The organism is Streptomyces sp. NPDC033270, from assembly GCF_055576575.1.
Genome location: NZ_JBVIRA010000016.1, coordinates 22898 through 47020, shown reverse-complemented (window position 1 = coordinate 47020; position 24123 = coordinate 22898). Strand labels below are relative to the sequence as shown.

Here is a 24123-nt window from a genome sequence, read left to right as displayed (position 1 = left end):
CCCTCTGGGCGGTCGACGATCGTCGACCCCGTGAGCGATACCGGAACACAGACCACCGTCCTCAAAGCCCCGGCGGACGCCCCGCGGCAGCACCCCGCCACGGCCGCGCTGACCCCACTCGGCCTGCTGACCGTCCTGCTGGGCGCGGCCCTGCCCCTGATCGACTTCTTCATCGTCAATGTCGCCCTGCCGACCATCGACCACGATCTGCACGCGGGCCCCGCGATGCTGGAGATGGTGGTGGCCGGTTACGGGGTCGCGTACGCGACGCTGCTGGTCCTCGGTGGCCGGCTCGGCGACACCATCGGCCGCCGTCGGTTGTTCCTGTGGGGCCTGGCCGCCTTCGGGCTGACCTCGCTGGCCTGCGGTCTCGCTCCGGACGCGGGAACTCTGGTGGGCGCCCGGGTGGCCCAGGGCGCGGCGGCCGCGCTGCTGCTGCCGCAGGTCCTGGCCACCATCCAGGCCACCACCGCCGGCAGGCGGCGCGCCAAGGCCGTCAGCCTGTACGGCGGCACGGCCGGTGTCTCCAGCGCCGTCGGCCAGGTGCTCGGCGGTCTGCTGGTCTCCGCCGACCTGGCGGGCACCGGCTGGCGTGCGGTCTTCCTGGTGAACGTCCCGATCGCCGCGGCGGCCTGGCTGCTGGCGGCCCGTACGGTCCCCGAGACCCGCTCCCCGCGCCCGGCCCGGGCCGACGTTCCCGGCACCGTACTGCTCGCCACCACCCTGATCACCCTGCTGCTGCCGCTGACCGAGGGCCGGGCGGCCGGCTGGCCGCTGTGGTCCTGGGTCCTGCTGGCCGTCTTCCCGTTCGCCGGCGCCGCGTTCCTGCACGTCGAGCGCCGCGCGGAACGCGCCGGCCGTACGCCCCTGGTACCGCCGTCCCTGCTGCGCATCCCCTCCGTGAACAGCGGCCTGGCCATGATCGTCCCGTTCTCGCTGGGCTTCGGGGGATTCATGTTCGTGGTGGCCGTGGCCCTGCAGAACGGTCTGCACTACGGCCCGTTCGCGGCCGGGCTGTCGCTGGCACCGCTCTGCGTCACCTTCTTCCTCGCCTCGCTCGCCGGGCCGCGGCTGGTACGGCGGTTCGGGCGGCGGGTGGTGATCGCCGGTTCGCTGATCCAGGGGGCCGGGCTGATCGCCCTGGCGCTGACCGTGCACGCGAGCTGGCCCGGCACCTCGGTGGCCGGTCTCGCGCCGAGCATGGCGGTGCTCGGCTTCGGCCAGGGCATGGTGCTGCCGGTGCTGCTGCGCATCGTGCTGAGCGAACTGCCGGTGGCGCAGGCGGGCGTGGGCGGCGGCGTCATGGTCACCACCCAGCAGTCCGGCCTCGCCCTGGGGGTGGCGACCCTGGGCACCCTCTTCCTCGCGTTGCTGCCCACCATCGGCATCCGCGATGCGCTGCTCGCGACCCTGCTGACCCAGCTGGCGATCGTCGCGGGCACGACGGCGCTGGCCCTGCGCCTGCCCCGCACGCTGCGCTGACCTGCGAGAAGGCGCGGGGGCACGGCAACCGGGAGAGAGGGCCACGCGCAGCTTCCACCCTCGCCACATATGACGGCTGACAGATATTGAAATCTGTCAGCCGTCATGTCATAGTGAATGCACCGCACCCCCGACCTCTCTCAGGAGTACGCAGTGCAGACCCGCACCCTGGGCACCAGCGGCCCGCAGACCTCCGCCCTCGGCCTCGGCTGCATGGGCATGTCCGCCCTCTACGGCGACAGCGACCGCAGCGAGTCCATCGCCACCATCCACGCCGCCCTCGACGCCGGCATCACGCTGCTCGACACCGGCGACTTCTACGGCATGGGCCACAACGAACTACTGATCAACGAAGCCCTGCGCACCGCCCCCGCGGCGGCCCGCGAGAAGGCGCAGACCAGCGTCAAATTCGGCGCCCTGCGCACGATCGAGGGCGGCTTCACCGGCTATGACGGCCGGCCGAACGCGGTGAAGAACTTCGCCGCGTACTCCCTCCAGCGCCTGGGCACCGACCACATCGACATCTATCGGATCGCCCGTATCGACCCGGACGTGCCGATCGAGGAGACCGTCGGCGCCATCGCCGAGCTGGTCGAGGCCGGCCATGTGCGGCACATCGGCCTCTCCGAGGTGGGCGCGGAGTCCCTGCGCCGGGCCGCCGCCGTCGCCCCGATCTCCGACCTCCAGATCGAGTACTCCCTCATCTCCCGAGGCATCGAGGACGCGATCCTGCCCACCGCCCGCGAGCTGGGCATCGGCATCACCGCGTACGGTGTGCTCTCCCGCGGCCTGATCAGCGGCCACTTCAGCCGTGACCGCAAGCTCGCCGCGAACGACTTCCGCGGGATGAGCCCGCGCTTCCAGGGCGAGAACCTCGCGCGGAACCTCGATCTGGTCGACGCGCTGCGCAAGGTCTCCGAGCAGAAGGGCGTCTCGGTCGCCCAGACCGCCATCGCCTGGGTGCTCTCCCGCGGCGAGGACATCGTCCCGCTGGTCGGTGCCCGCCGGCGCGACCGTCTGACCGAGGCGCTCGGCGCCCTCGACGTCGGCCTGGACGCCGGGGAGCTGGCCGCGATCGAGCAGGCGGTCCCGGCCGACGCCGCCGCCGGCGACCGTTACCCGACCGATCAGATGGCTCATCTGGACAGCGAGCGCTGACCGGCGGGCGCACGGGGGCACGGGCCAGGTACCGTCCGTAGGTACCTGGCGCCCGCCGCCCCGCCCGCCTGCTCCGAAAGGCCTCCCGCCCCATGCCCCCCGAGACGTTGACCCCCGAGCGCATCCTCGAAGCCACCGAGGAGGTACTGCGCCGCTACGGCCCGGCCAAGGCCACGGTCGTGGACGTGGCACGCGCCCTGGGCGTCAGCCACGGCAGCGTCTACCGCCACTTCCGCACGAAGGCGGCGCTGCGGGAGGCGGTCACCGCGCGCTGGCTGGACCGTACGAGCCAGGAGCTGTCGGTCATCGTCGCGGAGGAGGGCCCGGCCCCCGAGCGCCTGGACCGCTGGCTGACCGCCCTCTTCGAGGCCAAGCGGCACAAGGCCGGCGACGACCCCGAACTGTTCGCCACGTACATGACGTTGATCGGCGAGAGCGGCGGTGTGGTCGACCGGCACGTCACCGACCTGGAGTCCCAGCTCGCCGTCATCATCGAGGCCGGCGTCAGCCAGGGCGCCTTCCAGACCCCCTCCCCCGCCATCGCCGCCCGCGCCGTCTTCGACGCCACCGGCCGCTTCCACGACCCGTGTTACGCCCCCGAGTGGTCCCGACCGGAGATCACCGCCGACTTCGAGGCCGTCCGCGAACTGGTCCTCCGGGGCCTGCGCAGCTGAGGCACCCAGGGACCCCGACGAGGCCCGGCCCCGCGACCGCTACCGAAACCGCCCGCCCGAACCGCTGCCCAAACCGCCGCCGGAACGGCGAAGGGGCCCGCCCGCGACCGTACGGTCGCGAACAGGCCCCACGCCCGGCCCGGTTCGGGCCGAAGGCTCGCCCGGGTTACTTCTTGAAGGCGTAGTCCATCAGCTTCTTGGCGTCCGCCGTGCGGTTGGCGACCGAGGTGGAGGCCAGGACCGTGCCGATGACGGTCTTACCGTTCCGGGTGGCGGCGAAGACCAGGCAGTACTTGGCCTCCGGACCCGAGCCGGTCTTGACGCCGATGGTGCCGGAGTAGCTGCCGAGCAGGCCGTTGGTGTTGGTCCACTCCATGTAGCGGTAACCACCGCTCTTGGTGGTGACCTTCTGCTTCGTCGACTTCGTCTTCACGACGCTGCGGAACGTGGAGTACTTCATCGCGCTGCTGGCCAGCTTGGTCAGATCGCGCGGCGTCGAGTAGTTCGCACCGTGCCCGATGCCGTCGAACGAGTCGAAGTGGGTGTTCGTCAGCCCGAGGCTCCTGGCGGTGGAGTTCATCTTGCCGATGAACGACTTCACGCGCGCTTCCCGCGTGGACCCGCTGCCGAACTTGTCCGCCAGCGCGTACGCCGCGTCGCAGCCCGAGGGCAGCATCAGCCCGTACAGCAGCTGACGGACCGTGACCTTGTCGCCGACGATCAGCCGGGCCGACGAGGCCCAGTCGTTGTTGACGATGTAGTCGCTGTACGCCTTCTGGACCGTGACCTTGGAGTCCAGGTTGAGGTTCGGCTGCGCGAGCACCACCCGGGCCGTCATGATCTTGGTGGTGGAGCCGGTGGAGCGACGGGTGTCCGCGGCCTTGGTGTACAGCGTCTTACCCGTGCCGTTGTTCATCACGAAACCGCCCTTGGCGGCGACCGTGGGCGTCGGGAGCGTGGCGGCCTGCGCCGGGGCGGCGAACACCCCTGCCGTCAGGACGGCTCCCGCGGTGAGGGCAACCGCGGAGACGCGACGAATGCCCTTGATGCCAGTTTTCAAATTGAATACTCCAAATACCCCTGATACGCCTGCAGTGCGGCCCATATGAGAAAGCCGCTCGGTCGTGAGACGCCTGAGACAGACCAATGGATGCGCGCCGACGGCTTTTATTTCCGCCATTTCACACGGCGGAACCACGGCGGGCGGGCAGCAGCTCACACCACGTCAACGACGACACGTCACGCGACGGATCAGGCGCCCACCCCGAGGAAGCGCAGCACCGCCAGCACCCGCCGGTGATCGCCGTCGGCCTTCGGCAGGTCGAGCTTGGCGAGGATGTTGTTGATGTGCTTGGCGACCGCGCTCTCGCTCACCACCAGCTGGGCGGCGATCCCCGCGTTGGAGCGGCCCTCGGCCATCAGGGCGAGCACGTCCCGTTCGCGGGCCGTCAGCCGCTCCAGCGGATCGCTCGCCCGCCGCACCAGCAGCTGGGCGACGACCTGAGGGTCGAGCGCGGTGCCGCCGTCGGCCACCCGCCGCAGCGCCTCGATGAACTCCTCGACATCCGCCACCCGCTGCTTGAGCAGATAGCCCACCCCGCTGGTGTTCGTGGCCAGCAGATCGGCCGCGTAGCGCTCCTCGACGTACTGGGAGAGCATCAGCACCGCCGTGCCGGGCCACTGCCGGCGGATCGACAGCGCCGCCCGCACCCCCTCGTCCGTGAAGCCGGGCGGCATCCGTACGTCCACCACCGCCAGGTCCGGCCGGTGCTCCTCGACCGCCGCCAGCAGCCCCTGCGCGTCCCCGGACTCGGCCACCACCTCGAACCCGGCCATCTCCACCACCTTGACCAGCCCGATCCGCAGCAGGACGGAGTCCTCGGCGATCACGGCACGCCTCACATCGGGCACGGCAGCTCCACGCTCATCATGGTCGGGCCCCCCACGGGGCTGCTCATCCGGAATGTTCCGTCCACGGACCGCACGCGCTGGGCGAGGCCCGTCAGACCGCTCCCCTTGGACGGATCGGCCCCGCCCATACCGTCATCGGCGATCACCACCCGCAGTATCCCGCCGAGCCGGGTGACCGTCACATCCGCCCTGGTCGCCTGCGGCGCGTGCTTGGCGATGTTCGTCAGCGCCTCGGAGACGACGAAGTACGCGACCGCCTCGACGGCCGGCGTCACCCGCTGCGGCAGCTCCGGCGGCAGGTCCACCCGCAGCCGTACGGGCAGCGGCGCACGGGCCGCGAGTCCGGAGAGCGCCGCGTCCAGCCCCAGCTCGTCCAGTACGGCGGGGTGCAGGCCCCGCACCAGGCTGCTCAGCTCCTCGATCGCCTCCTTCGCCTCGCGGTGCGCGGTGTCGATGACCTCCCGCACCTCCGGCGGCAGATCCGTCAGCGTGGCCTTGGCCAGCCCCAGATTCAGCGCCAGCGACACCAGTCGCTGCTGCGCCCCGTCGTGCAGATCGCGTTCGATGCGCCGCCGTTCGGCATCCGCGGCGTCCACCGCCCCGGCGCGGCTCTCGGTGAGGTCGGCCACCCGCCGCACCAGGTCCGCGCTCGGGTCGGGCCCCAGCAGATCGGGCCCGAGGCGCGTTTCGAGACGCACCAGGGCCGCGGCGAGGGCGGGGACCGCGGCGAGCGCGGCCAGGCCGGCGAGCGTGACGTAGAACGCCTGGGTGGTGTAGCCGGGGTGGTCGGCCCGCCAGGTCCAGGGCACCCCCCATATCCATGCGTACACCGTGGCGGCGGCCAGGCCCGAGAGCAGCAGGGACAGCAGCAGCACTTCGAGCCCGCCGAGCAGCGTGCCGACCAGGCAGTGGTAACCGAACTGCCGCTGCGGCCGCCGCCATCCGGGGCGGGGGATGTCGATCCCGAGCAGCTGCCGGAAGCGCCAGCGCTGGGCGGCGGTCAGCGCCGGCACGGAGAGCACCGTCAGCGCCACCGTGAAGCCCAGGACCACCGGGACGCTGGCGTCGTGCCCCTCGACGATCTCCCATACGAGACCGAAGAGCATGAACAGCAGGAACCCGATGAACAGGTGCAGCGGCGCCCCCAGGGCGAGGAAGGACGTATCGCGGGTCAGCCGGGTGAGCACGCGCCGCAGCCGGGGCGGGAATTTCATGATCCAACCGTAGATGCCGGGCGCCGCGGGCCGCCATGAAGCCCGTTGCCGTACGAGGGGTGTAGCTGGTGCCACCCCAGGTCGGACAGCGGCGTTACTGACTGCGGCCGGCGAAAACCGGAGTCTTGATCACGAGCCCGACGGCCGGGTTCCAGACACCGGAAGAGACCCCTGCCATGGCTTTCACCGCCCTCAACTCCCCTGCGCACGACGGACGTTACGCGACGCCTCCGGTGGCCTGCCACGGGCCCGCACGGGTCGCCACCGCCCGCCGGTGGCAGGGCCGCGTCCTGGCGGGCGCCGGTCTCGCCCTGCTCCCCTGGCTCGGCTACCTCGCCGGCACACTGCCGCCCGCCGAGGCGGCCGCCTGGGTCGCCCTCGACGCGCTGGAGGCCGCCGCCCTCCTGGCCGCCGGCACCCGCCTGCTGCGCGGCGGCCTCCGCCACCGCGCGCCCGCGGCCGCCGCGGCCGTCCTCCTCCTCGCCGACGCCTGCATCGACCTCGCCACCGCCGCCCCCGGCCCGGAACTGGCCACCGCCATAGCCATGGCCGTCGCGGCCGAACTCCCCCTGGCGGCCCTGTGCACCTGGCTCGCGGCGCGGCCGTCGCGGGGGTAGTCGGGGTGGGTGCGGGGGGCGGGGGGCACTTAGGGGGTGGGCGAACACATCCCGTAGGGGTCGCGAGGCCCCCCTGCGGGGCCACAACGTGGGGGCAGGGAACGGTATTCCTCGCGGGGGCAGAGGGAGCGGCCCTCCTCATGGAGGCAGCGAGCGGCACTCCTCCCGACCCCACTCCCCACACCCCACACAAAAGCGCCGATCGGACCCGGATGACTCCGAGCCCGACCGGCGCTCAGCGGTGATGCGTCGAGGCTACGTCGCCGCCGCCCCCACCAGGGACTGATCGCGGCTACGCCGACGCCCCCAAGGGACTAGCAGCCCAGCAGTCGCCCGCCCAGGTACGACTGGATCTGGTCCAGGGACACCCGCTCCTGCTTCATCGTGTCGCGCTCGCGCACGGTGACGGCGTTGTCGTCGAGGGTGTCGAAGTCGACCGTGACGCAGAACGGCGTGCCGATCTCGTCCTGGCGGCGGTAGCGGCGGCCGATGGCGCCCGCGTCGTCGAACTCGATGTTCCAGTTCTTGCGCAGGTCCGCGGCGAGGCCCTTGGCCTTCGGCGACAGCTGCGGGTTGCGGGACAGCGGCAGGACCGCGACCTTGACCGGCGCCAGGCGCGGGTCGAGCCGCATGACCGTGCGCTTCTCCATCTTGCCCTTGGCGTTGGGCGCCTCGTCCTCGACGTACGCGTCGAGCATGAAGGCCAGCATCGCGCGGTTCACACCGGCCGCCGGCTCGATGACGTACGGAGTCCAGCGCTCGCCGGCCTCCTGGTCGAAGTAGGAGAGGTCCTGGCCGGACGCCTTGGAGTGCGCGCCCAGGTCGTAGTCGGTACGGTTGGCCACACCCTCCAGCTCGGAGAACTCGGTGCCGCCGAAGTTGAAGCGGTACTCGATGTCAGCCGTGCGCTTGGAGTAGTGCGAGAGCTTCTCGGCCGGGTGCTCGAACCAGCGGATGTTCTCCTCGCGGATACCGAGGTCGACGTACCAGTTCCAGCGCTGCTCCATCCAGTACTCCTGCCACTTCTCGTCCTCGCCCGGCTTGACGAAGAACTCCATCTCCATCTGCTCGAACTCGCGGGTGCGGAAGATGAAGTTGCCCGGAGTGATCTCGTTCCGGAAGGACTTGCCCATCTGCGCGATGCCGAACGGCGGCTTCTTGCGGGAGGTCTGCTGGACCTGGGCGAAGTTGGTGAAGATGCCCTGGGCGGTCTCGGGGCGCAGGTAGGCGACCGAGGCGGTGTCCTGCGACGGGCCGAGGTGGGTGGAGAGCAGGCCGGAGAACTGCTTGGGCTCGGTGAAGCCGCCCTTGTTGCCGCAGTGCGGGCAGTTGATGTCGGCGAGGCCGTTCTCGGGGAGCTTGCCGTGCTTGGCCTCGTACGCCTCCTCCAGGTGGTCCGCGCGGAAGCGCTTGTGGCAGGAGGTGCACTCGGTGAGCGGGTCGGTGAAGGTGGCGACGTGGCCGGACGCCTGCCACACCTCGGGGGCCAGGATCACCGACGAGTCGAGACCGACGACGTCGTCGCGCGAGGTGACCATGGAGCGCCACCACTGACGCTTGATGTTCTCCTTGAGCTCGACGCCCAGCGGACCGTAGTCCCAGGCAGCCCGAGAGCCGCCGTAGATCTCACTGCAGGGGTATACGAAGCCACGGCGCTTGCTCAGGCTGACGATGGTATCGATCTTGTCGGCGGCCACGGTGCTCTCTTCATTACGACGACGAACGATGAATTGGGCAGACGCCCTGACGTCTCGCGCTGGGGGGTGGTCGGGAGACGGATGGACGAATAGTTCAGGGTACCGGCGGGCGCACCCCCCAGACCAAATCGGTTTCCGTACCGCTGTCGCCCCGCTCACACCCGCCCCCGGTTTGTTGACAACCGTTTCCAAGTTTGTTGAAAATGACTGTCATGAACATACGCCGTCACATATCCACCGCCGCCGTCGCCGGAGCCTCGGTACTCGGCCTCCTGGCCCTTACCTCCTGCTCCACGGCCGACGCGACGCACACGGATGACGGCAAGCTGAAGGTGTCGGCGTCCTTCTACCCCATGGAATTCCTCGCCGAGCAGATCGGCGGCGACCACGTCGAGGTGACCGGCCTCACCAAGCCCGGTGTCGAGCCGCACGACCTGACCCTCACCGCGCAGCAGACCGCCGAGCTCAGCGCGGCCGGCGCGGTGGTCTACCTCAAGGGCCTGCAGCCCGCCGTGGACAGCGCGATCGCCCAGTCCGGCGTCGAGAACGTCGCCGACGCGGCGGCCCTGACCTCCCTCGAAGCCCACGGCACCGAGGTCGACGGCCACGACCACGCCGACGGCGACCACCACGCGCACGCCGAGTCCGAGGGCGGAAAAGACCCGCACATCTGGCTGGATCCGGTGAAGTACGCCGAGGTCGCCAAGGGCGTCAACAAGACCCTCGCCAAGGCCGACCCGGGCCACAAGGCCGACTACCAGAAGAACACCGACGCGCTGGTGAAGAAGCTCCAGGCGCTGGACGCCGACTTCAAGAACGGGCTGAAGAACCGGGCGTCCGACACCTTCATCACCACCCACGCCGCCTTCGGCTACCTCGCCGAGCGCTACGGCCTCACCGAGGAGGCCATCAGCGGCCTCGACCCCGAGTCCGAGCCCAGCGCCCACCGCGTCCGGAGCCTGCACTCCCTCGCCGAGGAGCACCACGTCTCCACGGTCTTCTTCGAGACGATCGCCAACCCGGCCACCGCCCGGACCCTGGCCGGCGATCTGCACCTGAAGACCGATGTGCTCGACCCGCTGGAGGGGATCACCGCCAAGTCCCGCGGCAAGGACTACTTCGGCGTGCAGCGCGCCAACCTCGCCGCGCTGCAGAAGGCCCTCGGCAGCAAGTGAGCAGCTCCGCCCCACCACCCCAGCCCGTTACGGAGGACACCGTGAACCAGCCGCAACCCCAGCCGGTCATCGACCTGCGCGGCGCCACCGCCTCCCTGGGCGCCCGCCCCGTGCTGCGCGGCGTCGATCTCACCGTCCGCTCCGGCGAGGTCGTCGCGCTGCTGGGCGCCAACGGGTCGGGCAAGTCCACCGCCGTGCGCTCGGTGATCGGCCAGGTCCCGCTCACCGGCGGCGCGCTGTCCCTCTTCGGTACGGAGTTCCGCCGCTTTAAGGACTGGGCCCGGATCGGGTACGTCCCGCAGCGCACCACCGCGGCCGGCGGGGTCCCCGCCACCGTCCGCGAGGTCGTCACCGCCGGCCGCCTGGCCCGTACGAAGCTGGGCATCCTGCGCAAGGCCGACCGGGTCGCCGTACATCGCGCCCTGGAGCTGGTGGGGATGGCCGACCGCGCCAAGGACGCCGTCGACGCGCTCTCCGGCGGACAGCACCAGCGGGTGCTGATAGCCAGGGCCCTGGCCGGCGAACCGGAACTGCTGATCATGGACGAGCCGATGGCCGGCGTCGACCTGGCCAGCCAGGAGGTGCTCGCCGCCGCCCTGCGCGAGCAGGTCGCCGCCGGCGCCACGGTCCTGCTCGTCCTGCACGAGCTGGGCCCGCTGGAGCCGCTGATCGACCGCGCGGTGGTGCTGCGCGACGGCTGCGTCGTCCACGACGGCCGGCCGCCCAAGGCCGTGGGCCAGCACGCCCTGCCCGGCCACGACCACGTCCACCCACACGCCGACGCCGCCGCGGAACCGCTCCGCACCGGCCTGCTGACCTAGGGGCTGTATCGCCATGGAAATCCTCAGCTACCCCTTCATGCAGCGGGCCCTGATCGCCGCCCTGATCGTCGGCGTCACCGCCCCCGCCATCGGCATCTACCTCGTCCAGCGCCGCCAGGCCCTGATGGGCGACGGCATCGGCCATGTCGCGCTCACCGGCGTCGGCCTCGGCTTCCTGCTCAACCAGAGCCCCGTCTGGGTCGCCACCGCCGTCGCCGTCACCGGCTCCGTCGTCATGGAGCTGATCCGCTGGTACGGCAAGACCCGCGGCGACCTCGCGCTGGCCATGCTGTTCTACGGCGGCATGGCGGGCGGCGTGATGCTGATGAGCCTGTCCGACGCCGGTTCCAACGCCAACTTCGGCACCTACCTCTTCGGCTCGATCACCACCGTCTCGCCGCAGGACATGACGACGATCTGCGTGCTCGCCGCGCTGGTACTGGCGGTCACCGTCGGCCTGCGCCGCCAGCTGTTCGCCGTCTGCCAGGACGAGGAGTTCGCCCGGGTGACCGGCCTGCCGGTGCGGCTGCTGAACCTCCTGATCGCCGTGACCGCCGCGGTCACCGTCACCGTCGCCATGCGCGTCGTCGGCCTGCTGCTGGTCAGCGCCCTGATGGTGATCCCGGTCGCGGCCGCGCAGCAGATCAGTCGCAGCTTCGCGGTCACCTTCACGGTGGCCGTGGCCATCGGTGTGGCGGTCACTCTTACGGGCACCACCACCTCGTACTACGTGGACGTGCCGTCCGGCGCGACGATCGTGCTGCTCGCCATCGGCCTGTTCGGCGTCTTCACCGCGCTCGCCGGGCCGCTGGCGAAAAGGCGCGCCAGGGCTGCCGCCCAGCCCGGTACGGGGTGCACCCTGGAGGTACCCGGCGGCCGCACCGCCGCGGACGACGTGAAGGTGGCCGGATAGCGCCGCCTAAGCCCGCACGGATCGGCGCATAGATATACGTAAAGGGGCACGTGCAGATGTGCCCACGGGGGTACGGGGAGATGTCCGCGCAGGTGTAAGCGTCCCACCGGGGATCCGGGCATCACCTGGCACAATGGCGGGACGCATGTGCAGGGAGAGGTCCCTGCCGTCCTAGGGAGGCAACGGTGGCGACGAGCGCGGGATCTCCGGTACGCGGCCGGTCGACGCGGCAGCGGACCGCGGTGTCCGCCGCACTCGACGAGGTGGACGAGTTCCGCAGTGCCCAGGAACTGCACGACATGCTCAAGCACCGCGGTGACTCGGTCGGGCTGACCACCGTCTACCGCACTCTGCAGTCCCTCGCCGACGCCGGCGAGGTCGATGTACTGCGCACCAGCGACGGCGAGGCCGTCTACCGCCGGTGCAGCACCGACGATCACCACCACCACCTGGTGTGCCGATCCTGCGGCAAGGCCGTCGAGGTCGAGGGCCCCGCGGTGGAGAAGTGGGCCGACCAGATCGCCGCGGAGCACGGCTTCCGGGACGTGGCCCACACCATCGAGATCTTCGGGACGTGCGGGGAGTGCGCCGAGCGGGCCGCCGAGGAGAAGTAGCAGCAGGGAAGTAGCCGCAGGACCCAAGCAACAGCAGGACCAACGCACACGGGCCGCCTCCCGCGAAGGGGGGCGGCCCGTGTCGTGGTCGCGCTGCCTTACGTGGCCGGGTGGCCGTCCGGTGCCGGCGCCGCCCCGAAACGGCGGTCCCGCTTGGCGTACTCCAGGCACGCGTCCCACAGGTTCCGGCGGTCGAAGTCCGGCCACAGAATGTCCTGGAACACCATCTCGGCGTACGCGCTCTGCCAGATCAGGTAGTTCGAGGTCCGCTGCTCGCCGGACGGCCGCACGAAGAGGTCCACATCCGGCATGTCCGGGTAGTACATGTACTTCGCGACGGTCTTCTCGTTGACCTTCGACGGGTCCAGCTTCCCGGCCCGTACGTCCGCGGCGATGGCCGCCGCCGCATCCGCGATCTCCGCGCGACCGCCGTAATTCACGCAGAAGTACAGCGTCATCGCGTCATTGTTCTTGGTCTGCTCCTGCGCGATCTGGAGCTCCTGCACCACGGACTTCCACAGCTTCGGCATCCGCCCGACCCAGCGGATGCGGATGCCCAGCGCGTCCATCTCGTCGCGCCGCCGCCGGATCACGTCCCGGTTGAAGTTCATCAGGAACTTGACCTCGTCGGGCGACCGCTTCCAGTTCTCCGTCGAGAAGGCGTAGAGCGAGAGGTTCTTCACGCCCATCTCGATGCAGCCCTTGAGCACGTCCAGGACGACGCCCTCGCCGACCTTGTGGCCCTCGGTGCGCGGCAGCCCGCGCTCCTTGGCCCACCGGCCGTTGCCGTCCATGACGACGGCCACATGGTTCGGGACCAGATCACCGGGGATCTTCGGCGGCCGCGCACCGGAAGGGTGCGGCTCGGGCGTCTCGTACTCGCGCCGATTACGGCCCAGAATCCCGCGTCGTGCCATGCGGCCCACGTCTCCTATGTGTCGCTTCGGGGTTCGTTATGTGATGCGTTATGTGGTGCGTTATGTAATTGCGTTATGTGGTGCGTTGTGTGCTTGTGCGCTATTGCTCTACGTACCGGAGGGAGCGCAGGCCCCGCTCCAGATGCCAGTGCAGATACGCCGTGACCAGCCCGCTGCCCTCCCGGGCGTGACGGGCCTCGCAGGCGTCCGCGGTCCCCCAGTCGCCGGTCAGCAGCGCGCTGAGGAGCCCGATGGCCTCTGAGGAGGGTACGACGCTTCCGGGGACCCGGCAGTCGCCGCATATCACTCCGCCCGACGCCACGGAGAAGAACCGGTTGGGGCCGGGCAGCCCGCACCGCGCACAGCTGTCGAAACTCGGCGCGTAGCCGTTGACGGCGAGCGAGCGCAGCAGGAAGGCGTCCAGGACGAGGTGCGGGGCGTGCTCGCCGCGCGCGAGCGTCCGCAGGCCGCCGACCAGCAGCAGATACTGCTGTACGGCCGGCTCGCCCTCGTGGTCGGTGAACCGCTCGGCGGTCTCCAGCATGGCCGTGCCGGCGGTGTAGCGGGCGTAGTCGGTGACGATCCCGCCGCCGTACGCGGCGATCGTCTCGCTCTGTGTGCACAGCGGCAGGCCGCGCCCGATCAGTTCGCTGCCGCGGGCGTAGAACTGCACGTCCACATGCGAGAACGGCTCCAGCCGCGCCCCGAACTTCGACTTCGTACGCCGTACGCCCCGGGCCACCGCCCGGACCCGGCCGTGGCCGCGGGTGAGCAGCGTGATGATCCGGTCCGCCTCACCCAGCTTCTGGGTGCGCAGCACGATGCCGTCGTCGCGGAACAGACTCATGGCGCCATTGTTCCGCATGGCGCGGGTGCCCACGTTGTCGGCTGTCCCGCCATGGGGGTTTGTCGCCGTTACGCCTGCGGCGGGCGTTTGTGTGTCGGCTGCGGTGCCGCTCCTCCGGACTTCGTCCTGCGGCGCGGCCCCTCCCGTGGGCGGGTGGGAAGGGGCCGGTGGGGGTCGGCGTCCGCGTGAACGGCATCACCGTCGAATGGACGGCATCACCGTCGAATTCCGCCGGTACTAGGCCAGGTGCAGGGGCCTCATGTCGATGCCGTGCCGTCGGCCGACCTCCACCATGCGCTCGACGTCCACGGACGTAGCCGACGGCGGTGGCAGCTCGCGTCGCTGGGCCGGTTCACCGGCTTCGGCGAAGAACTTGTCGATGCCCCCCGGCGTGTAGGTGATCACCATACGGACCGTGCTCGTAGGTTCGTATCGCTCCAGCGTCCCCGCGGGGATGTGGAAGAACGATCCGGGTCCGCCTTCGAATGTCTCGTTGCCGATGTGGTAGCGCAGCGTTCCCTCGACGACGTAGACACTCTCGGTTCCGGGGTGGATGTGCGGCGGTGGGCCTCCTCCCTCCGGAATGGTCATCTCCATGACGGTCATCTCGCCATTGGTCTCGTCACCGGACGCCTTGACCTCGTAGAGACCGTTCATCAGCCAGAATGCGTCGCCGTCGCCCTTTCGGCGTACGACGGAGTTCTTCGCGGAGTTCTTCGCCATGCAGTCGCTCCTTCCTGACCCTCGTAGCTTCCACATGTGTTCCCGCTGGTCAGCCGATGGAAGGCCGCCGTCCGGGTGGGCCTAGGGCCGCTCGCCCCGCGACTGCCGCGACAGCGCCGCGGTCAGCTGGCGGGCGACCTCCATCGAGCAGCGGCCCAGCTCGACGAGCGGTGGGTTGTAGCGGTGCGCGATCGAGACGGGGTCGGGGCGCAGCGACGGCAGGACGACCCCCGCGCCGGCGAGGGCCTCGCGCAGTTCCGTCGTCACGGCATCGACTTCCTTGAGGTGGTTCATGAGCGTCCGCCTTTTCGCAGGGTTGTTCACGGTTTGCATGCAGAGCGTGACGCTGCGGAACTACGCTGTGCAAGGGGATCGGCACGGGATCGGCACTACAACTGCCGTGCACACGGTGGGAGTTAGAGGGAATCAGTCATGGCCAATGGCTCACGCATGGCGGCATGGGAGCACTGGGGCGCGGAACTCAAGTACCGCCGGGAGCTCGCCGGACTGACGCAGGGCGAGCTGGGGCGGCGGGTGTTCGTCTCCGGCGGCTACATCGGCCAGTTCGAGCAGGCGATCCGCAAGCCGCAGCTGGACGTGGCGATCCGGATCGACGAGGTACTGCAAACCGACGGCTTTTTCGAGCGGGCCTGGCGGAAGCTGATCGACGACAAGCGGTACGCCGATTACTTCGCACAGGTCGCGGAGCTGGAGCGGCTGGCGACGAAGATCTGCGAGTTCGAGCCGATGATTGTGCCGGGGCTGCTGCAGACAGCGGCGTACACGCGCGCACTCAAATGCGCGGGCGATCCCTTCGCCACCGACGAGTCGATCGAAGCGGGAGTCCAGTCCCGTCAGGACCGCGCGGTCATCCTCAAGGATGCGACGCGGCCCATGTATTGGGCAGTGCTGCACGAGGCCGCACTGCGGGTGCCAGTAGGCGGACCGGCCGTAATGGCCGAGCAGCTGGAACACGTCGTGAAGCTCACACGCGAACGGAAGATCCTGCTGCAGGTCCTCCCCTTCGCCGCAGGGGCGTATCCAGTCATGGGTAAGTCGCTGCGACTCATGGAGTTCGAGGACGCCCCGCCGACCGCCTATACAGAAGGCGTGTATTCGGGGAATTTGCTGGACGATCCTGCCGTAGTGAAGCGCGCACAGGAAGCCTACGATCTGTTCAGGGCCGCCGCGCTGTCGCCGGAGGCGGCCCTAGCCCTGATCGAATCGGCGGCGGAGGACTACAGACGATGCGTGAGTTCGACCTGAGCACTGCCCAGTGGCGCAAAAGCAGCTACAGCGACGACAACAACGGCAACTGCATCGAGGTCGCTCACGACTTCCCAGGCCTGGTCCCCGTCCGCGACAGCAAGACCGTCCCCCACGGTCCGGCCGTGACGTTCTCCGCGTCCGCCTGGTCCGCTTTCGTCGACGCCGTCAAGAAAGCGCGGTTCACGGCTGCCTGACCGGCCTTCACCGAGCCGTCACAACAAGCGCACAAGGGCCCTGCCATCTCTCCTGGATGACAGGGCCACATCACGTTATGGTCCAGTGCATCGTGGGCGGAACGTGACCTTCCGCACTTCTCGGTCACCCCCCTCGATCGGCCCTTACGGCTCGTCAACTCCCCGGTAGCATCCCGTGATGATCGGCACCACGAAGCCGTGATGGCCGGCCGCCCCCCTCAGTCCCCATATAGAGGATCTCGATGACATCCATACCGGAGGCGCTGTTGTGGTGCCTCAGCGCAGGTACGGCCGCCGCCTTGGTCCTGGCGGCGCTCACGATCCGGGCCAACGGACAACGCAAGGCCCTGACGGCCCGTCTCGCTGCCGCTGAGGAACAGAACAGCGCCACGCTCCACAGCAATACGGAGCTCTCGGCCCGGCTGCGCGCCACCGAGGCCGAGATCCGGCACCTGGCCGGGACCAGGCTGCCCGACCTCACGATGGCGCTGGCCCACCCGCACGTGCCCGTACGCGGGCTGCTGGACGCCCGGTTCGCCGGGTCCGAGACCGACCAGGCGCTCAGCGCCGTACTGGAGCAGGTCGGCGGGGCCATCACCAAGGAGCGGTCCCGGGTCGACGCGGCGGCGCAGTCCACGCTGCGCGGCGCGACCACGACCATTCAGGCGCTGCTCTACCGTCTCCAGACGGCGCTGCAGGACATGCAGCACCGCTACGACGACCCCAACGTCGCCCAGGACCTGCTGGCCGCCGACTTCCTCAACGAGCAGGCGCTGCGGCGCATCCAGGCCACCGGTGTGGTGTGCGGCGCCTGGCCGGGCCTGACCCGGGAGGACTCCTACCTCTCCGAGCTGGTGGTCGGCGCCGCCTCGCGGCTGCGCGGCTACGAGCGCGTACAGGTCAGCAACCAGCTGCGCGACCCCGTCGCGGTGGTCGCCCGGGCCGTCGAGCCGATCGCGATCACCGTCACCGAGCTGCTCGCCAACGCGCTGCACCACTCCCACCGGGAGCTGCCCGTCACCGTCACGCTGCAGCAGGGCAACCGCGGTGCGTCGGTGATCATCGACGACTACGGCGTCGGGATGCACGAGGACGAGGTCAAGGCCGCCATGGAGCTGCTGGCGAGCGATGCGGACCTGCTGCTGACGCAGCTCGGTGATCCGCCGCGGTCCGGGTTCGCGGCGGCCGGCCAGCTGGTGCGCCAGTACGGCTTCGGCGTGCACATCGAGTCGTCGCCGTACGGCGGCGTGCGGGCCGTTGTCTACATCCCGGGTGACCCCCTCCTCACCGTCCTCGACGAGAGCGCCCAGCCCATGTCCGTGATGGCTCCGATGCCGCGCCGTTCCGGCGCGTCCGAGCGGCCCGCCGTACTCCCGACCGGAGCCGCCGCCCACACTCCCCCCACACCGCACACCCCCGCTCCGGCCGCTCCGGCACACGGCGTGCCCGCGCAGCCCGACGCCGCGGCGGCCTCCGCCGAGGGCGGACTGCCGCGCAGGCGCCGCCGGCAGCCGACGGCCGAGCAGGAACAGAGTCTGCCGCGCACCGAGCCCGTCCACGAACGTTCCCCGGAGGAGGCCGCCTCTCGCTGGGCCGCACTCCAGCAGGGCACCGAGTCCGGCCGCGCGGCAGCCCAGTCAGAAGCCCCTCGCAGTCCCGAAGGGAACGTCCAGCCATGAACAGCCCGACCCGCCGCCGCGTCACCGAGGACAAGTCCTGGGTGCTGGCCCCCCTCTTGGAGCTGCCGCATGTTATCCACGCAGCCGTGATCTCCGGCGACGGCTTCATCGAGGGCGCCTCACCGGGCCTGACCCGGGACTCCGCCGAGGGTGTCGCCGCGATGATGTCCGCGCTGCAGGGCGCCGGCCGCGCCGTCACCGCGGCGTTCGCCGGCAAGGACGACGCCAGGCTGCGGCAGACCGTCATCGAGTCCGACGAGGGCTTCGTCTTCGCGATACCGGCCGGCGAGAACACCTGCCTGGCCGTCTTCTGCGGCCCGGAGGTGAACATGGGCGTCGTCGCGCACCACATGCAGATCCAGGTCACGACCCTGGGCAGCAAGGTCATGAACAGCCCGGCTCGGGACCTCGGTACGCCGGCATGACGCCGCGCCAGAGCAGCGGAAGGCGCCTCGTACCGGCCTATCTGGCGACCGGCGGACGCGCCCAGCCCAGCCGTAACACGTTGGACCGGCTCACCCTGCTGCACAGCGCGGGGATGCCGATCACCAGTGAGGTACGCCCGGAAGAGCACCGCATCCTGGAGCTGCTGCAGCCCGGGGCGCTGTCTCTGGCGGAGGTCGCCGCCCACCTTCAGCTGCCCGTCAGCGTGGTGAAGGTCCTGGTCGCCGACCTCGTCGATGCCGGGCGGCTGCACGCCCGTGTCCCCATCCCCGAAGCCGAGCAATTCGACCGGCAGATCCTGGAGAGGGTTCTCGATGGACTCCGCTCTCTCAAGTCCTAGCAACGCAGCCGCCACCGACGGCATGTACCTCTCGGGAGCCGACCAGACCCTGGTCAAGCTCCTGGTCGCGGGGCCGTTCGGGGTCGGGAAGACCACGCTCATCCGCGCGCTCTCGGAGACCCCGCCGCTGCACACCGAGGAGGTGATGACGCAGTCCGGTGCGTTCGTCGACAACCTCGCCGGTGTGCGGGAGAAGACCACGACCACCGTCGCCATCGACTTCGGGCGGCTCACCCTGCCCGGTGATCTGGTGCTGTACCTGTTCGGCACCCCTGGACAGAAACGATTCCGCCCGCTGTGGCAGGACATCGCCCGCGGCGCGCTGGGCGCGCTCGTCCTCGCCGACACCCGGCGCCTCGCGGACTCCTTCGAGGTGATGGACATCATCGAGGAGGCGGGCCTGCGCTACGCGGTCGCGGTCAACACCTTCCCCGACGCGCCGCACTACGACGTGCCGCAGCTCCGTGAAGCCCTCGACCTGCACCACGAGACGCCGCTGGTGATGTGCGACGCCCGCGACCGGGACCAGTCCGTCGATGCGCTGATCGCGCTCGTCGGGCACGTTCTCGCCCACACGCCCCAGGAGAACCAGACCTCGTGACTTCCCCGTACGAGCCGGGTGCCACCCCACCACCCGGCTGCCCCGCCCACGCCCAGGGCACAGCGGCCGCCGGGGCGGCGGACGCCCTCGCCCAGGGCGCCCCCGCGCCGGGCGGCCATCCGCTGGACCAGGCCGAAGGCCACTCGCTCGTCAGGCTGTACGACCCGGAGTTCGCCGCCGACCCGCACCGTTACTACGCCTATCTGCGGCAGTACGGCGCCCTGGCCCCGGTGGAGATCGCCACCGGCGTGACCGCGATGCTGGTCATCGACTACCGGGCCGCGCTCGACCTGCTGAACGACGAGACCACCTGGTCCAAGGACTCCCGGGCCTGGATGGAGACGGTGCCGCCCGACACGGCGGTCATGCCGATGCTGGGCTGGCGGCCGAACGCCCTGTTCAACGACGGGGAGGTGCACCGCCGCTACCGCCAGGTGATCACCGACAGTTTCCGGCTCGTCGAGCCGCAGGAGCTGCGGGCGCGGGTCCGCAACGCCGCGGACTCCCTCATCCAGAAGTTCGGCGCGACAGGCGAGGTGGACCTGATGTCCGCCTACGCCCAGCAGCTTCCGCTGCTGATGTTCAACAACCTCTTCGGTATGCCGGACGAGTACGGCGAGGCGCTGATCGCGGCCATCGGCGGGCTGATGGACGGTGCCACGCCGGAGGAGGCGGCGGCCGCCGACGCGGCGTTCTCGGCGTACATCATGGAGCTGGTGGGCCGGAAGAAGGCGCAGCGCGGCGCGGACCTGACGTCCTGGTTCCTGGACCACCCCAACGGTCTGAGCGACGAGGAGGTCATCGCGCAGATCGTGGTGACGATGGCCGCGGGCAACGAGCCGCTGGCCAACCTCATCGCCAACGCGCTGTCGCGGATGCTCTCCGACGACCGCTACTACAGCACCCTGTCCGGCGGCGCGCTGACCGTGCAGGACGCCATCAACCAGGTGCTGTGGAACGACCCGCCGATGGGCCAGTACTCCGCGCACTACGCCCGCCGCGATGTGTTCTTCCACGGCACCTGGGTGCGCAAGGGGCAGCTGGTGCTGGTCTCCTACGCGGCGGCCAACACCCAGTTCGGGGAGGTCTCCCTGGACAGCGGCTCGGGCAGCGGCGCGCATCTGACCTGGGCGTCAGGCCCCCATGCCTGCCCGGTGCCGCGGCATGCGCTGGTGATCGCCACCACCGCGATCGAACGTCTCACCGCCTGGCTCTCCGACATTGAACTCGCCGTACCCGTAGAGGAGTTGAGCTGGCGCCCCGGCGCCTTCCAACGGGCCCTGACCGCTCTCCCGGCCCGCTTCACTCCCATCACCCCCGATCAGGCAGGAGCCACCCCATGGGACAACAGCTCGTCGCCCTCGACCCCACCGGATCCGACGTCTACGCCGAGGCCGAGCGCCTCCGTCGGCTAGGGCCGGTCACCCGCGTCCGGATCCCCCAGGGCCCCGAGGCCTGGTCGATCACCAGCCACGCCCTCATCAAGCAGCTGCTGACCGACCCGCGCGTCTCGAAGGACCCCCGCAAACACTGGCCCGCCTGGCAGCGCGGCGAGTACCAGGACGGCTGGCTGGCGACCTGGGTCGGCGTCACCAACATGTTCACCGCGTACGGCGAGGACCACCGGCGGCTGCGCAAGCTCATCGCGCCGGCCTTCACCGCCCGCCGTACCGAGGCCATGCAGCCGTCGGTCGAGCGGATCACCGCGGCCCTGATCGAGGACCTCGCGGCGGCCCCGGCCGGTTCGGTCACCGACCTGCGCGCGGGCTTCGCGCACCCGCTGCCCATGCAGGTCATCTGCGAGCTGTTCGGCATTCCGAGCGACGACACCCGCACGGAGTTGGCCCGGCTCGCCGAGATCATCATGACCAGCGTCGACCCGGAAGAGGCCGGGAAGACGCTGATGGCCACCCATGAGCTGCTGCGCGGTCTGGTCGCGCTCAAGCGCCGGCAGCCCGCCGAGGACCTGACCAGCCTGCTGGTGACCTCGCGGGACGAGGACGGCCAGAAGATGAGCGAGCAGGAGCTGCTGGACACGCTGCTCCTGGTCCTGGTCGCCGGACACGAGACCACCGTCAACCTCATCGGCAACGCGGTGCACAATCTGCTGACGCACCCCGAGCAGCTCAAGCAGGTGCGCGCCGGGCAGGCCTCCTGGAACGACGTCATCGAGGAGACCCTCCGCTGGTCCCCCAGCGTCGCCAACCTGCCGCTGCGCTTCGCCGTCGAGGACATCGAGATCCCGGACGGTCCCACCATCCGCAAGGGCGACGCGATCCTGCCGTCGTTCGTGGCGGCCGGCCGCGACCCCGAGCAGCACGGGCCCACCGGGGGCGAGTTCTCCGTCCGGCGCCCGAACGTGGAGCACCTCAGCTTCGGCCACGGTGTCCACCACTGCCTGGGCGCCCCGCTGGCCCGGATGGAGACGCGGCTCGCCCTTCCGGCGCTCTTCGACCGGTTCCCGGACCTCGAACTGGCGGTGTCCGAGGAGGAGTTGGAGCCGTCGGCCGGGTTCATCACGACCGGGCTGCGCAGCCTGCCGATCCGTCTGACGCCGGCCACGTCTTGATATCGGGCGCTGTCTGACACCGGCCGCGTCCTGACGCCGTTCCGTGCCGCGCACGGCCGACGCCCCGCCACCTTCCGGGTGGCGGGGCGTCGGTCTGCGTGGGCCTCGGGCCGCCGCGGGGGCGTCGGCTGCACCGGGGCGTCGCGCATGCCGGGAGGGCGTACGGAGGGCCCTCAGGAGGGCGTACGAAGGGCCCTCAGGAGGGCGTACGGGCGGCCGCCAGCAAGCGGTGGGTGTCGCCCGGGCGGAGCATCAGCGCGCTGCCGACCGTGGTGAGCGCCTCGCGTTCGGCGGGGGTGTAGGAGCCGTCGGCGAGGGCGATCCGGGCGCCTTGCAGCAGCAGCGACTCACGGCCGGCGCGGGCGAGGTGCGGGGCGAGCGGCTCCAGGGACTCATGGAGCTCTATGGCCAGCGCGGTGCCGCAGGGGTCGAGGCCGTGGTGGCCGCAGTGGCCTCCGGGGAGCGCGGCCGACGACCTCGGGGGCAGGCCGGTGTCGGCGGCGAGGGCGGCGAGGAGGGTGAGCAGCTGGTCCTCGGAGCAGTCCGCGAAGCCGGCCGCGCGGACCGTGTCGACGGCGGTGGCCCGCACGGCGCGGGAGGAGGTACCGCCGGCGGCCAGCAGGGCGAGGGTGATGGTGTGGACGGCGTCGCGGAGCATCGCGGAGAACCGGACGGTGGTGGGGTGGTCGAGGGCGTCCAGGCCGAAGTGGCCGTGGCAGGCGGAGCACTCCAGGACGGGGCCGGTGGCGCCGCGGGAGAGCACCGGCACACCCAGGACGGTCAGGCGGCGCTGACCGGTCCGGCGCAGGTAGTTGCGGTCGCCGCCGCAGTCCGGGCAGAAGAACTCGCCGTCGGCGACGGTACGCCAGGACGTGCGCACGCCCATCACACACATCTTGTGCATCACGCCAGCCTCCATGCCGCTGCGGCCCCGTCGCCTATTGGACGTGATGTTAGCCACATCATTGATGCGGCGTCAGCACCTCGTATCGGACAACTGGCGGGAGGGGGGCGGGCTCCGCCCTTCCGGGGGAGAAGGGCGGAGCCCCTTGACGCGGCGCGGAGCGGGGGCCGCGTCAGCTTCTGGAGGACGGGCTCCTGAGCGCCTCGGTCACCTCGCGCGCCTGGTTGTCCAGGCCACGGGCGTTGGGGTGGACGAAGGTGCAGCTCTCACCGGTGCCGGGGATCTGGCGGCACAGGCCCGCGGGCGGGTCGGTCTGGTCACCGTCACCCGTGAGGTTGTCCTTGATCCCGTACATCCACTTCGCGTCGCCGCTCTCGCACACACCATGGCCCGTACTGGGGCCGTAGGTGTCGACGTAGGCCGTGCCGTGGTTGTCCGCCTGCTTCTTCAGCAGGCCGTTGAGGTCGCGTTCGAGCTCGTCCACCCAGGGCATGTCGCCCTTTCTGAGGCTGCCGAGCTGGTTCCAGTGCCCGTACCTGCAGCCGGCGGGATCCGCGACGACGGCCGGATAGCCGACGACGGCGATCTTCGCATGCGGCGCGGCCGCACGGATCTTCGTCATCATCCGGTCGAAGTCGACGTCGAGCTGGGCGAACCGCTTGTCCAGCCAGGCCGCTCCGGCTCCACCGGCGGTGTAGTGGTGCGTACAGGGCTTGCGCTGCCACACCGGCGCGAAGGCGCCCAGTTCAAGGCACTTGGTCAGGATGGGCCCGAAGCCGAGGGAGTTGCCGCCGATGCTGACGGTGACGTAGTCGGTGTCGTCGGACAGCGCGTCGATCTGCGGGGCGAGGGCGTCCCAGCCGTCCGGTGGCGGGGTCGTCGGCGGGCCGAGGACCTTCTCCGACGGCTGGGGCTCCAGGACCCCCTGGACCACCTCGGCCGCTCCGCAGGTGACGTCCGTCAGCTCGTAGTGGAGCCGCTCGGCGACCTGATGGGGGTAGTTGCGGTAGGAGCGGCCGCAGCCGTCGCTGTCGTCCCAGGGGCGGACGAACGAACCCGCGCTGTAGGAGTCGCCGAGCGCGACGTAGGTGGGACGGTCGGCCGCGGCGGCCGGTGCCCCGGAGGCCGGGGTGAGGGAGGAGCCCACCACCGCGAGGGCGGCGGCCCCGGCCAGGGCCAGCCGGGCGACGACGGGCATGCGTGGTCTGCTCATGTGCACGTCCTTGGTGTCCGCGCCGCGGCCGGTCCGACGGGCGCGCAGCACCGAACGTACTGGGAATACTACGCAGAGTGACTGGGGCGGATTTTCAAACCCCACCTTCAGGTGGCCCGGGCGCACGACGGCGCCCCCGCGGCTCGG

The 24123-nt window shown here is 70.5% G+C and carries 26 protein-coding genes; 16 read left to right on the top strand and 10 right to left on the bottom strand.

All coding sequences use genetic code 11. The features are described 5' to 3' along the window. Nucleotides 1-30: 30 nt before the first annotated feature. From ACZ5XZ_RS22300 to ACZ5XZ_RS22290, 3 genes are all read left to right on the top strand, one after another. A complete protein-coding gene (locus ACZ5XZ_RS22300; protein WP_468980618.1) occupies nt 31-1482 on the top strand; it encodes an MFS transporter in 1452 nt (483 codons plus the stop codon). Nucleotides 1483-1635: 153 nt separating this feature from the next. Further along, nucleotides 1636-2640: an aldo/keto reductase gene (locus ACZ5XZ_RS22295; protein WP_468980616.1), complete on the top strand. Its 1005-nt coding sequence runs from the start codon at nt 1636-1638 to the stop codon at nt 2638-2640. A 92-nt stretch (nt 2641-2732) separates the two neighbouring features. Next, the gene (locus ACZ5XZ_RS22290) at nt 2733-3314 is read left to right on the top strand and encodes a TetR/AcrR family transcriptional regulator (RefSeq protein WP_384426948.1); all 582 of its coding nucleotides are present in this window, start codon (nt 2733-2735) and stop codon (nt 3312-3314) included. Nucleotides 3315-3480: 166 nt separating this feature from the next. Here ACZ5XZ_RS22290 and ACZ5XZ_RS22285 read toward each other — a convergent pair whose 3' ends face one another. The 3 genes from ACZ5XZ_RS22285 to ACZ5XZ_RS22275 all read right to left on the bottom strand — a co-directional run bounded on the left by ACZ5XZ_RS22285 (nt 3481) and on the right by ACZ5XZ_RS22275 (nt 6439). Beyond that, nucleotides 3481-4374, bottom strand: coding sequence for a D-alanyl-D-alanine carboxypeptidase family protein (locus tag ACZ5XZ_RS22285; RefSeq protein WP_468980615.1), 894 nt, complete (start codon nt 4372-4374; stop codon nt 3481-3483). A 191-nt stretch (nt 4375-4565) separates the two neighbouring features. After that, a complete protein-coding gene (locus ACZ5XZ_RS22280) occupies nt 4566-5204 on the bottom strand; it encodes a response regulator (RefSeq protein WP_468980897.1) in 639 nt (212 codons plus the stop codon). Nucleotides 5205-5212: 8 nt separating this feature from the next. Further along, complete coding sequence (locus ACZ5XZ_RS22275) at nt 5213-6439, bottom strand: sensor histidine kinase (RefSeq protein WP_468980613.1); 1227 nt, start codon at nt 6437-6439, stop codon at nt 5213-5215. A gap of 176 nt (nt 6440-6615) precedes the next feature. Between ACZ5XZ_RS22275 and ACZ5XZ_RS22270 the strand changes: the two genes are divergently transcribed. Beyond that, the gene (locus tag ACZ5XZ_RS22270; RefSeq protein ID WP_468980611.1) at nt 6616-7056 is read left to right on the top strand and encodes a hypothetical protein; all 441 of its coding nucleotides are present in this window, start codon (nt 6616-6618) and stop codon (nt 7054-7056) included. A gap of 314 nt (nt 7057-7370) precedes the next feature. Here the strand turns inward: ACZ5XZ_RS22270 and ACZ5XZ_RS22265 are convergent, their stop codons facing one another. Then, nucleotides 7371-8753: a glycine--tRNA ligase gene (locus ACZ5XZ_RS22265; RefSeq protein ID WP_384426939.1), complete on the bottom strand. Its 1383-nt coding sequence runs from the start codon at nt 8751-8753 to the stop codon at nt 7371-7373. 212 nt (nt 8754-8965) lie between these two features. Between ACZ5XZ_RS22265 and ACZ5XZ_RS22260 the strand changes: the two genes are divergently transcribed. The 4 genes from ACZ5XZ_RS22260 to ACZ5XZ_RS22245 all read left to right on the top strand — a co-directional run bounded on the left by ACZ5XZ_RS22260 (nt 8966) and on the right by ACZ5XZ_RS22245 (nt 12276). After that, nucleotides 8966-9928 carry a metal ABC transporter substrate-binding protein gene (locus tag ACZ5XZ_RS22260; RefSeq protein WP_468980610.1) on the top strand — a complete coding sequence of 321 codons (963 nt, stop codon included), beginning with the start codon at nt 8966-8968 and terminating at the stop codon, nt 9926-9928. A 41-nt stretch (nt 9929-9969) separates the two neighbouring features. Further along, the gene (locus tag ACZ5XZ_RS22255) at nt 9970-10749 is read left to right on the top strand and encodes a metal ABC transporter ATP-binding protein (RefSeq protein WP_468980607.1); all 780 of its coding nucleotides are present in this window, start codon (nt 9970-9972) and stop codon (nt 10747-10749) included. Between the two features lie 13 nt (nt 10750-10762). Further along, nucleotides 10763-11662: a metal ABC transporter permease gene (locus tag ACZ5XZ_RS22250; RefSeq protein WP_468980605.1), complete on the top strand. Its 900-nt coding sequence runs from the start codon at nt 10763-10765 to the stop codon at nt 11660-11662. Nucleotides 11663-11847: 185 nt separating this feature from the next. After that, a complete protein-coding gene (locus ACZ5XZ_RS22245; protein ID WP_384426931.1) occupies nt 11848-12276 on the top strand; it encodes a Fur family transcriptional regulator in 429 nt (142 codons plus the stop codon). A 98-nt stretch (nt 12277-12374) separates the two neighbouring features. Here ACZ5XZ_RS22245 and ACZ5XZ_RS22240 read toward each other — a convergent pair whose 3' ends face one another. The 4 genes from ACZ5XZ_RS22240 to ACZ5XZ_RS22225 all read right to left on the bottom strand — a co-directional run bounded on the left by ACZ5XZ_RS22240 (nt 12375) and on the right by ACZ5XZ_RS22225 (nt 15057). After that, the gene (locus ACZ5XZ_RS22240) at nt 12375-13193 is read right to left on the bottom strand and encodes an isoprenyl transferase (protein ID WP_468980603.1); all 819 of its coding nucleotides are present in this window, start codon (nt 13191-13193) and stop codon (nt 12375-12377) included. A 100-nt stretch (nt 13194-13293) separates the two neighbouring features. Beyond that, complete coding sequence (recO, locus tag ACZ5XZ_RS22235) at nt 13294-14040, bottom strand: DNA repair protein RecO (protein ID WP_468980601.1); 747 nt, start codon at nt 14038-14040, stop codon at nt 13294-13296. Nucleotides 14041-14277: 237 nt separating this feature from the next. Continuing rightward, nucleotides 14278-14763 (bottom strand): cupin domain-containing protein, encoded by a 486-nt coding sequence (locus ACZ5XZ_RS22230; protein WP_468980599.1) that lies wholly within the window; start codon nt 14761-14763, stop codon nt 14278-14280. Between the two features lie 81 nt (nt 14764-14844). Beyond that, entirely contained in the window at nt 14845-15057 is a 213-nt protein-coding gene (locus ACZ5XZ_RS22225) for a hypothetical protein (RefSeq protein WP_468980597.1), read from the bottom strand. A gap of 138 nt (nt 15058-15195) precedes the next feature. On the opposite strand from ACZ5XZ_RS22225, the gene ACZ5XZ_RS22220 reads away from it, so the two are divergent. The 8 genes from ACZ5XZ_RS22220 (at nt 15196) to ACZ5XZ_RS22185 (ending at nt 21859) form a co-directional block, all read left to right on the top strand. Then, nucleotides 15196-16029 carry a helix-turn-helix domain-containing protein gene (locus ACZ5XZ_RS22220; RefSeq protein ID WP_468980595.1) on the top strand — a complete coding sequence of 278 codons (834 nt, stop codon included), beginning with the start codon at nt 15196-15198 and terminating at the stop codon, nt 16027-16029. Beyond that, the gene (locus ACZ5XZ_RS22215) at nt 16011-16226 is read left to right on the top strand and encodes a DUF397 domain-containing protein (RefSeq protein WP_468980594.1); all 216 of its coding nucleotides are present in this window, start codon (nt 16011-16013) and stop codon (nt 16224-16226) included. Before ACZ5XZ_RS22220 ends, ACZ5XZ_RS22215 begins: the two co-directional genes overlap by 19 nt. 242 nt (nt 16227-16468) lie before the next feature. Next, nucleotides 16469-17905 carry a sensor histidine kinase gene (locus ACZ5XZ_RS22210; RefSeq protein WP_468980592.1) on the top strand — a complete coding sequence of 479 codons (1437 nt, stop codon included), beginning with the start codon at nt 16469-16471 and terminating at the stop codon, nt 17903-17905. Next, on the top strand, nt 17902-18330 hold the full coding sequence (locus ACZ5XZ_RS22205) for a roadblock/LC7 domain-containing protein (RefSeq protein WP_384426917.1): 429 nt from the start codon (nt 17902-17904) through the stop codon (nt 18328-18330). Before ACZ5XZ_RS22210 ends, ACZ5XZ_RS22205 begins: the two co-directional genes overlap by 4 nt. Further along, complete coding sequence (locus ACZ5XZ_RS22200) at nt 18327-18689, top strand: DUF742 domain-containing protein (RefSeq protein WP_384426915.1); 363 nt, start codon at nt 18327-18329, stop codon at nt 18687-18689. The genes ACZ5XZ_RS22205 and ACZ5XZ_RS22200 overlap by 4 nt, the downstream gene beginning before the upstream one ends. Beyond that, the gene (locus ACZ5XZ_RS22195) at nt 18664-19290 is read left to right on the top strand and encodes a GTP-binding protein (protein ID WP_468980590.1); all 627 of its coding nucleotides are present in this window, start codon (nt 18664-18666) and stop codon (nt 19288-19290) included. The genes ACZ5XZ_RS22200 and ACZ5XZ_RS22195 overlap by 26 nt, the downstream gene beginning before the upstream one ends. Next, nucleotides 19287-20705, top strand: a complete 1419-nt coding sequence (locus ACZ5XZ_RS22190; RefSeq protein ID WP_468980588.1) for a cytochrome P450 family protein — start codon at nt 19287-19289, stop codon at nt 20703-20705. Before ACZ5XZ_RS22195 ends, ACZ5XZ_RS22190 begins: the two co-directional genes overlap by 4 nt. After that, nucleotides 20630-21859, top strand: a complete 1230-nt coding sequence (locus ACZ5XZ_RS22185; RefSeq protein WP_468980585.1) for a cytochrome P450 family protein — start codon at nt 20630-20632, stop codon at nt 21857-21859. Before ACZ5XZ_RS22190 ends, ACZ5XZ_RS22185 begins: the two co-directional genes overlap by 76 nt. Before the next feature lie 196 nt (nt 21860-22055). Here ACZ5XZ_RS22185 and ACZ5XZ_RS22180 read toward each other — a convergent pair whose 3' ends face one another. Both ACZ5XZ_RS22180 and ACZ5XZ_RS22175 read right to left on the bottom strand, forming a co-directional pair. After that, a complete protein-coding gene (locus ACZ5XZ_RS22180; protein ID WP_468980894.1) occupies nt 22056-22763 on the bottom strand; it encodes a TerB family tellurite resistance protein in 708 nt (235 codons plus the stop codon). 172 nt (nt 22764-22935) lie between these two features. Beyond that, nucleotides 22936-23976: an SGNH/GDSL hydrolase family protein gene (locus tag ACZ5XZ_RS22175; RefSeq protein WP_468980583.1), complete on the bottom strand. Its 1041-nt coding sequence runs from the start codon at nt 23974-23976 to the stop codon at nt 22936-22938. Nucleotides 23977-24123 lie beyond the last annotated feature (147 nt).

Bases quoted from the DNA above. Each gene is read 5' to 3' on its own strand.
- ACZ5XZ_RS22290 (WP_384426948.1), top strand. From the start codon at position 2,733: ATGCCCCCCGAGACGTTGACCCCCGAGCGCATCCTCGAAGCCACCGAG.
- ACZ5XZ_RS22275 (WP_468980613.1), bottom strand. From the start codon at position 6,439: ATGAAATTCCCGCCCCGGCTGCGGCGCGTGCTCACCCGGCTGACCCGC.
- ACZ5XZ_RS22270 (WP_468980611.1), top strand. From the start codon at position 6,616: ATGGCTTTCACCGCCCTCAACTCCCCTGCGCACGACGGACGTTACGCG.
- ACZ5XZ_RS22260 (WP_468980610.1), top strand. From the start codon at position 8,966: ATGAACATACGCCGTCACATATCCACCGCCGCCGTCGCCGGAGCCTCG.
- ACZ5XZ_RS22250 (WP_468980605.1), top strand. From the start codon at position 10,763: ATGGAAATCCTCAGCTACCCCTTCATGCAGCGGGCCCTGATCGCCGCC.
- ACZ5XZ_RS22240 (WP_468980603.1), bottom strand. From the start codon at position 13,193: ATGGCACGACGCGGGATTCTGGGCCGTAATCGGCGCGAGTACGAGACG.
- recO (WP_468980601.1), bottom strand. From the start codon at position 14,040: ATGAGTCTGTTCCGCGACGACGGCATCGTGCTGCGCACCCAGAAGCTG.
- ACZ5XZ_RS22230 (WP_468980599.1), bottom strand. From the start codon at position 14,763: ATGGCGAAGAACTCCGCGAAGAACTCCGTCGTACGCCGAAAGGGCGAC.
- ACZ5XZ_RS22225 (WP_468980597.1), bottom strand. From the start codon at position 15,057: ATGAACCACCTCAAGGAAGTCGATGCCGTGACGACGGAACTGCGCGAG.
- ACZ5XZ_RS22220 (WP_468980595.1), top strand. From the start codon at position 15,196: ATGGCCAATGGCTCACGCATGGCGGCATGGGAGCACTGGGGCGCGGAA.
- ACZ5XZ_RS22215 (WP_468980594.1), top strand. From the start codon at position 16,011: ATGCGTGAGTTCGACCTGAGCACTGCCCAGTGGCGCAAAAGCAGCTAC.
- ACZ5XZ_RS22210 (WP_468980592.1), top strand. From the start codon at position 16,469: ATGACATCCATACCGGAGGCGCTGTTGTGGTGCCTCAGCGCAGGTACG.
- ACZ5XZ_RS22205 (WP_384426917.1), top strand. From the start codon at position 17,902: ATGAACAGCCCGACCCGCCGCCGCGTCACCGAGGACAAGTCCTGGGTG.
- ACZ5XZ_RS22200 (WP_384426915.1), top strand. From the start codon at position 18,327: ATGACGCCGCGCCAGAGCAGCGGAAGGCGCCTCGTACCGGCCTATCTG.
- ACZ5XZ_RS22195 (WP_468980590.1), top strand. From the start codon at position 18,664: ATGGACTCCGCTCTCTCAAGTCCTAGCAACGCAGCCGCCACCGACGGC.
- ACZ5XZ_RS22185 (WP_468980585.1), top strand. From the start codon at position 20,630: ATGGGACAACAGCTCGTCGCCCTCGACCCCACCGGATCCGACGTCTAC.
- ACZ5XZ_RS22180 (WP_468980894.1), bottom strand. From the start codon at position 22,763: ATGCACAAGATGTGTGTGATGGGCGTGCGCACGTCCTGGCGTACCGTC.
- ACZ5XZ_RS22175 (WP_468980583.1), bottom strand. From the start codon at position 23,976: ATGAGCAGACCACGCATGCCCGTCGTCGCCCGGCTGGCCCTGGCCGGG.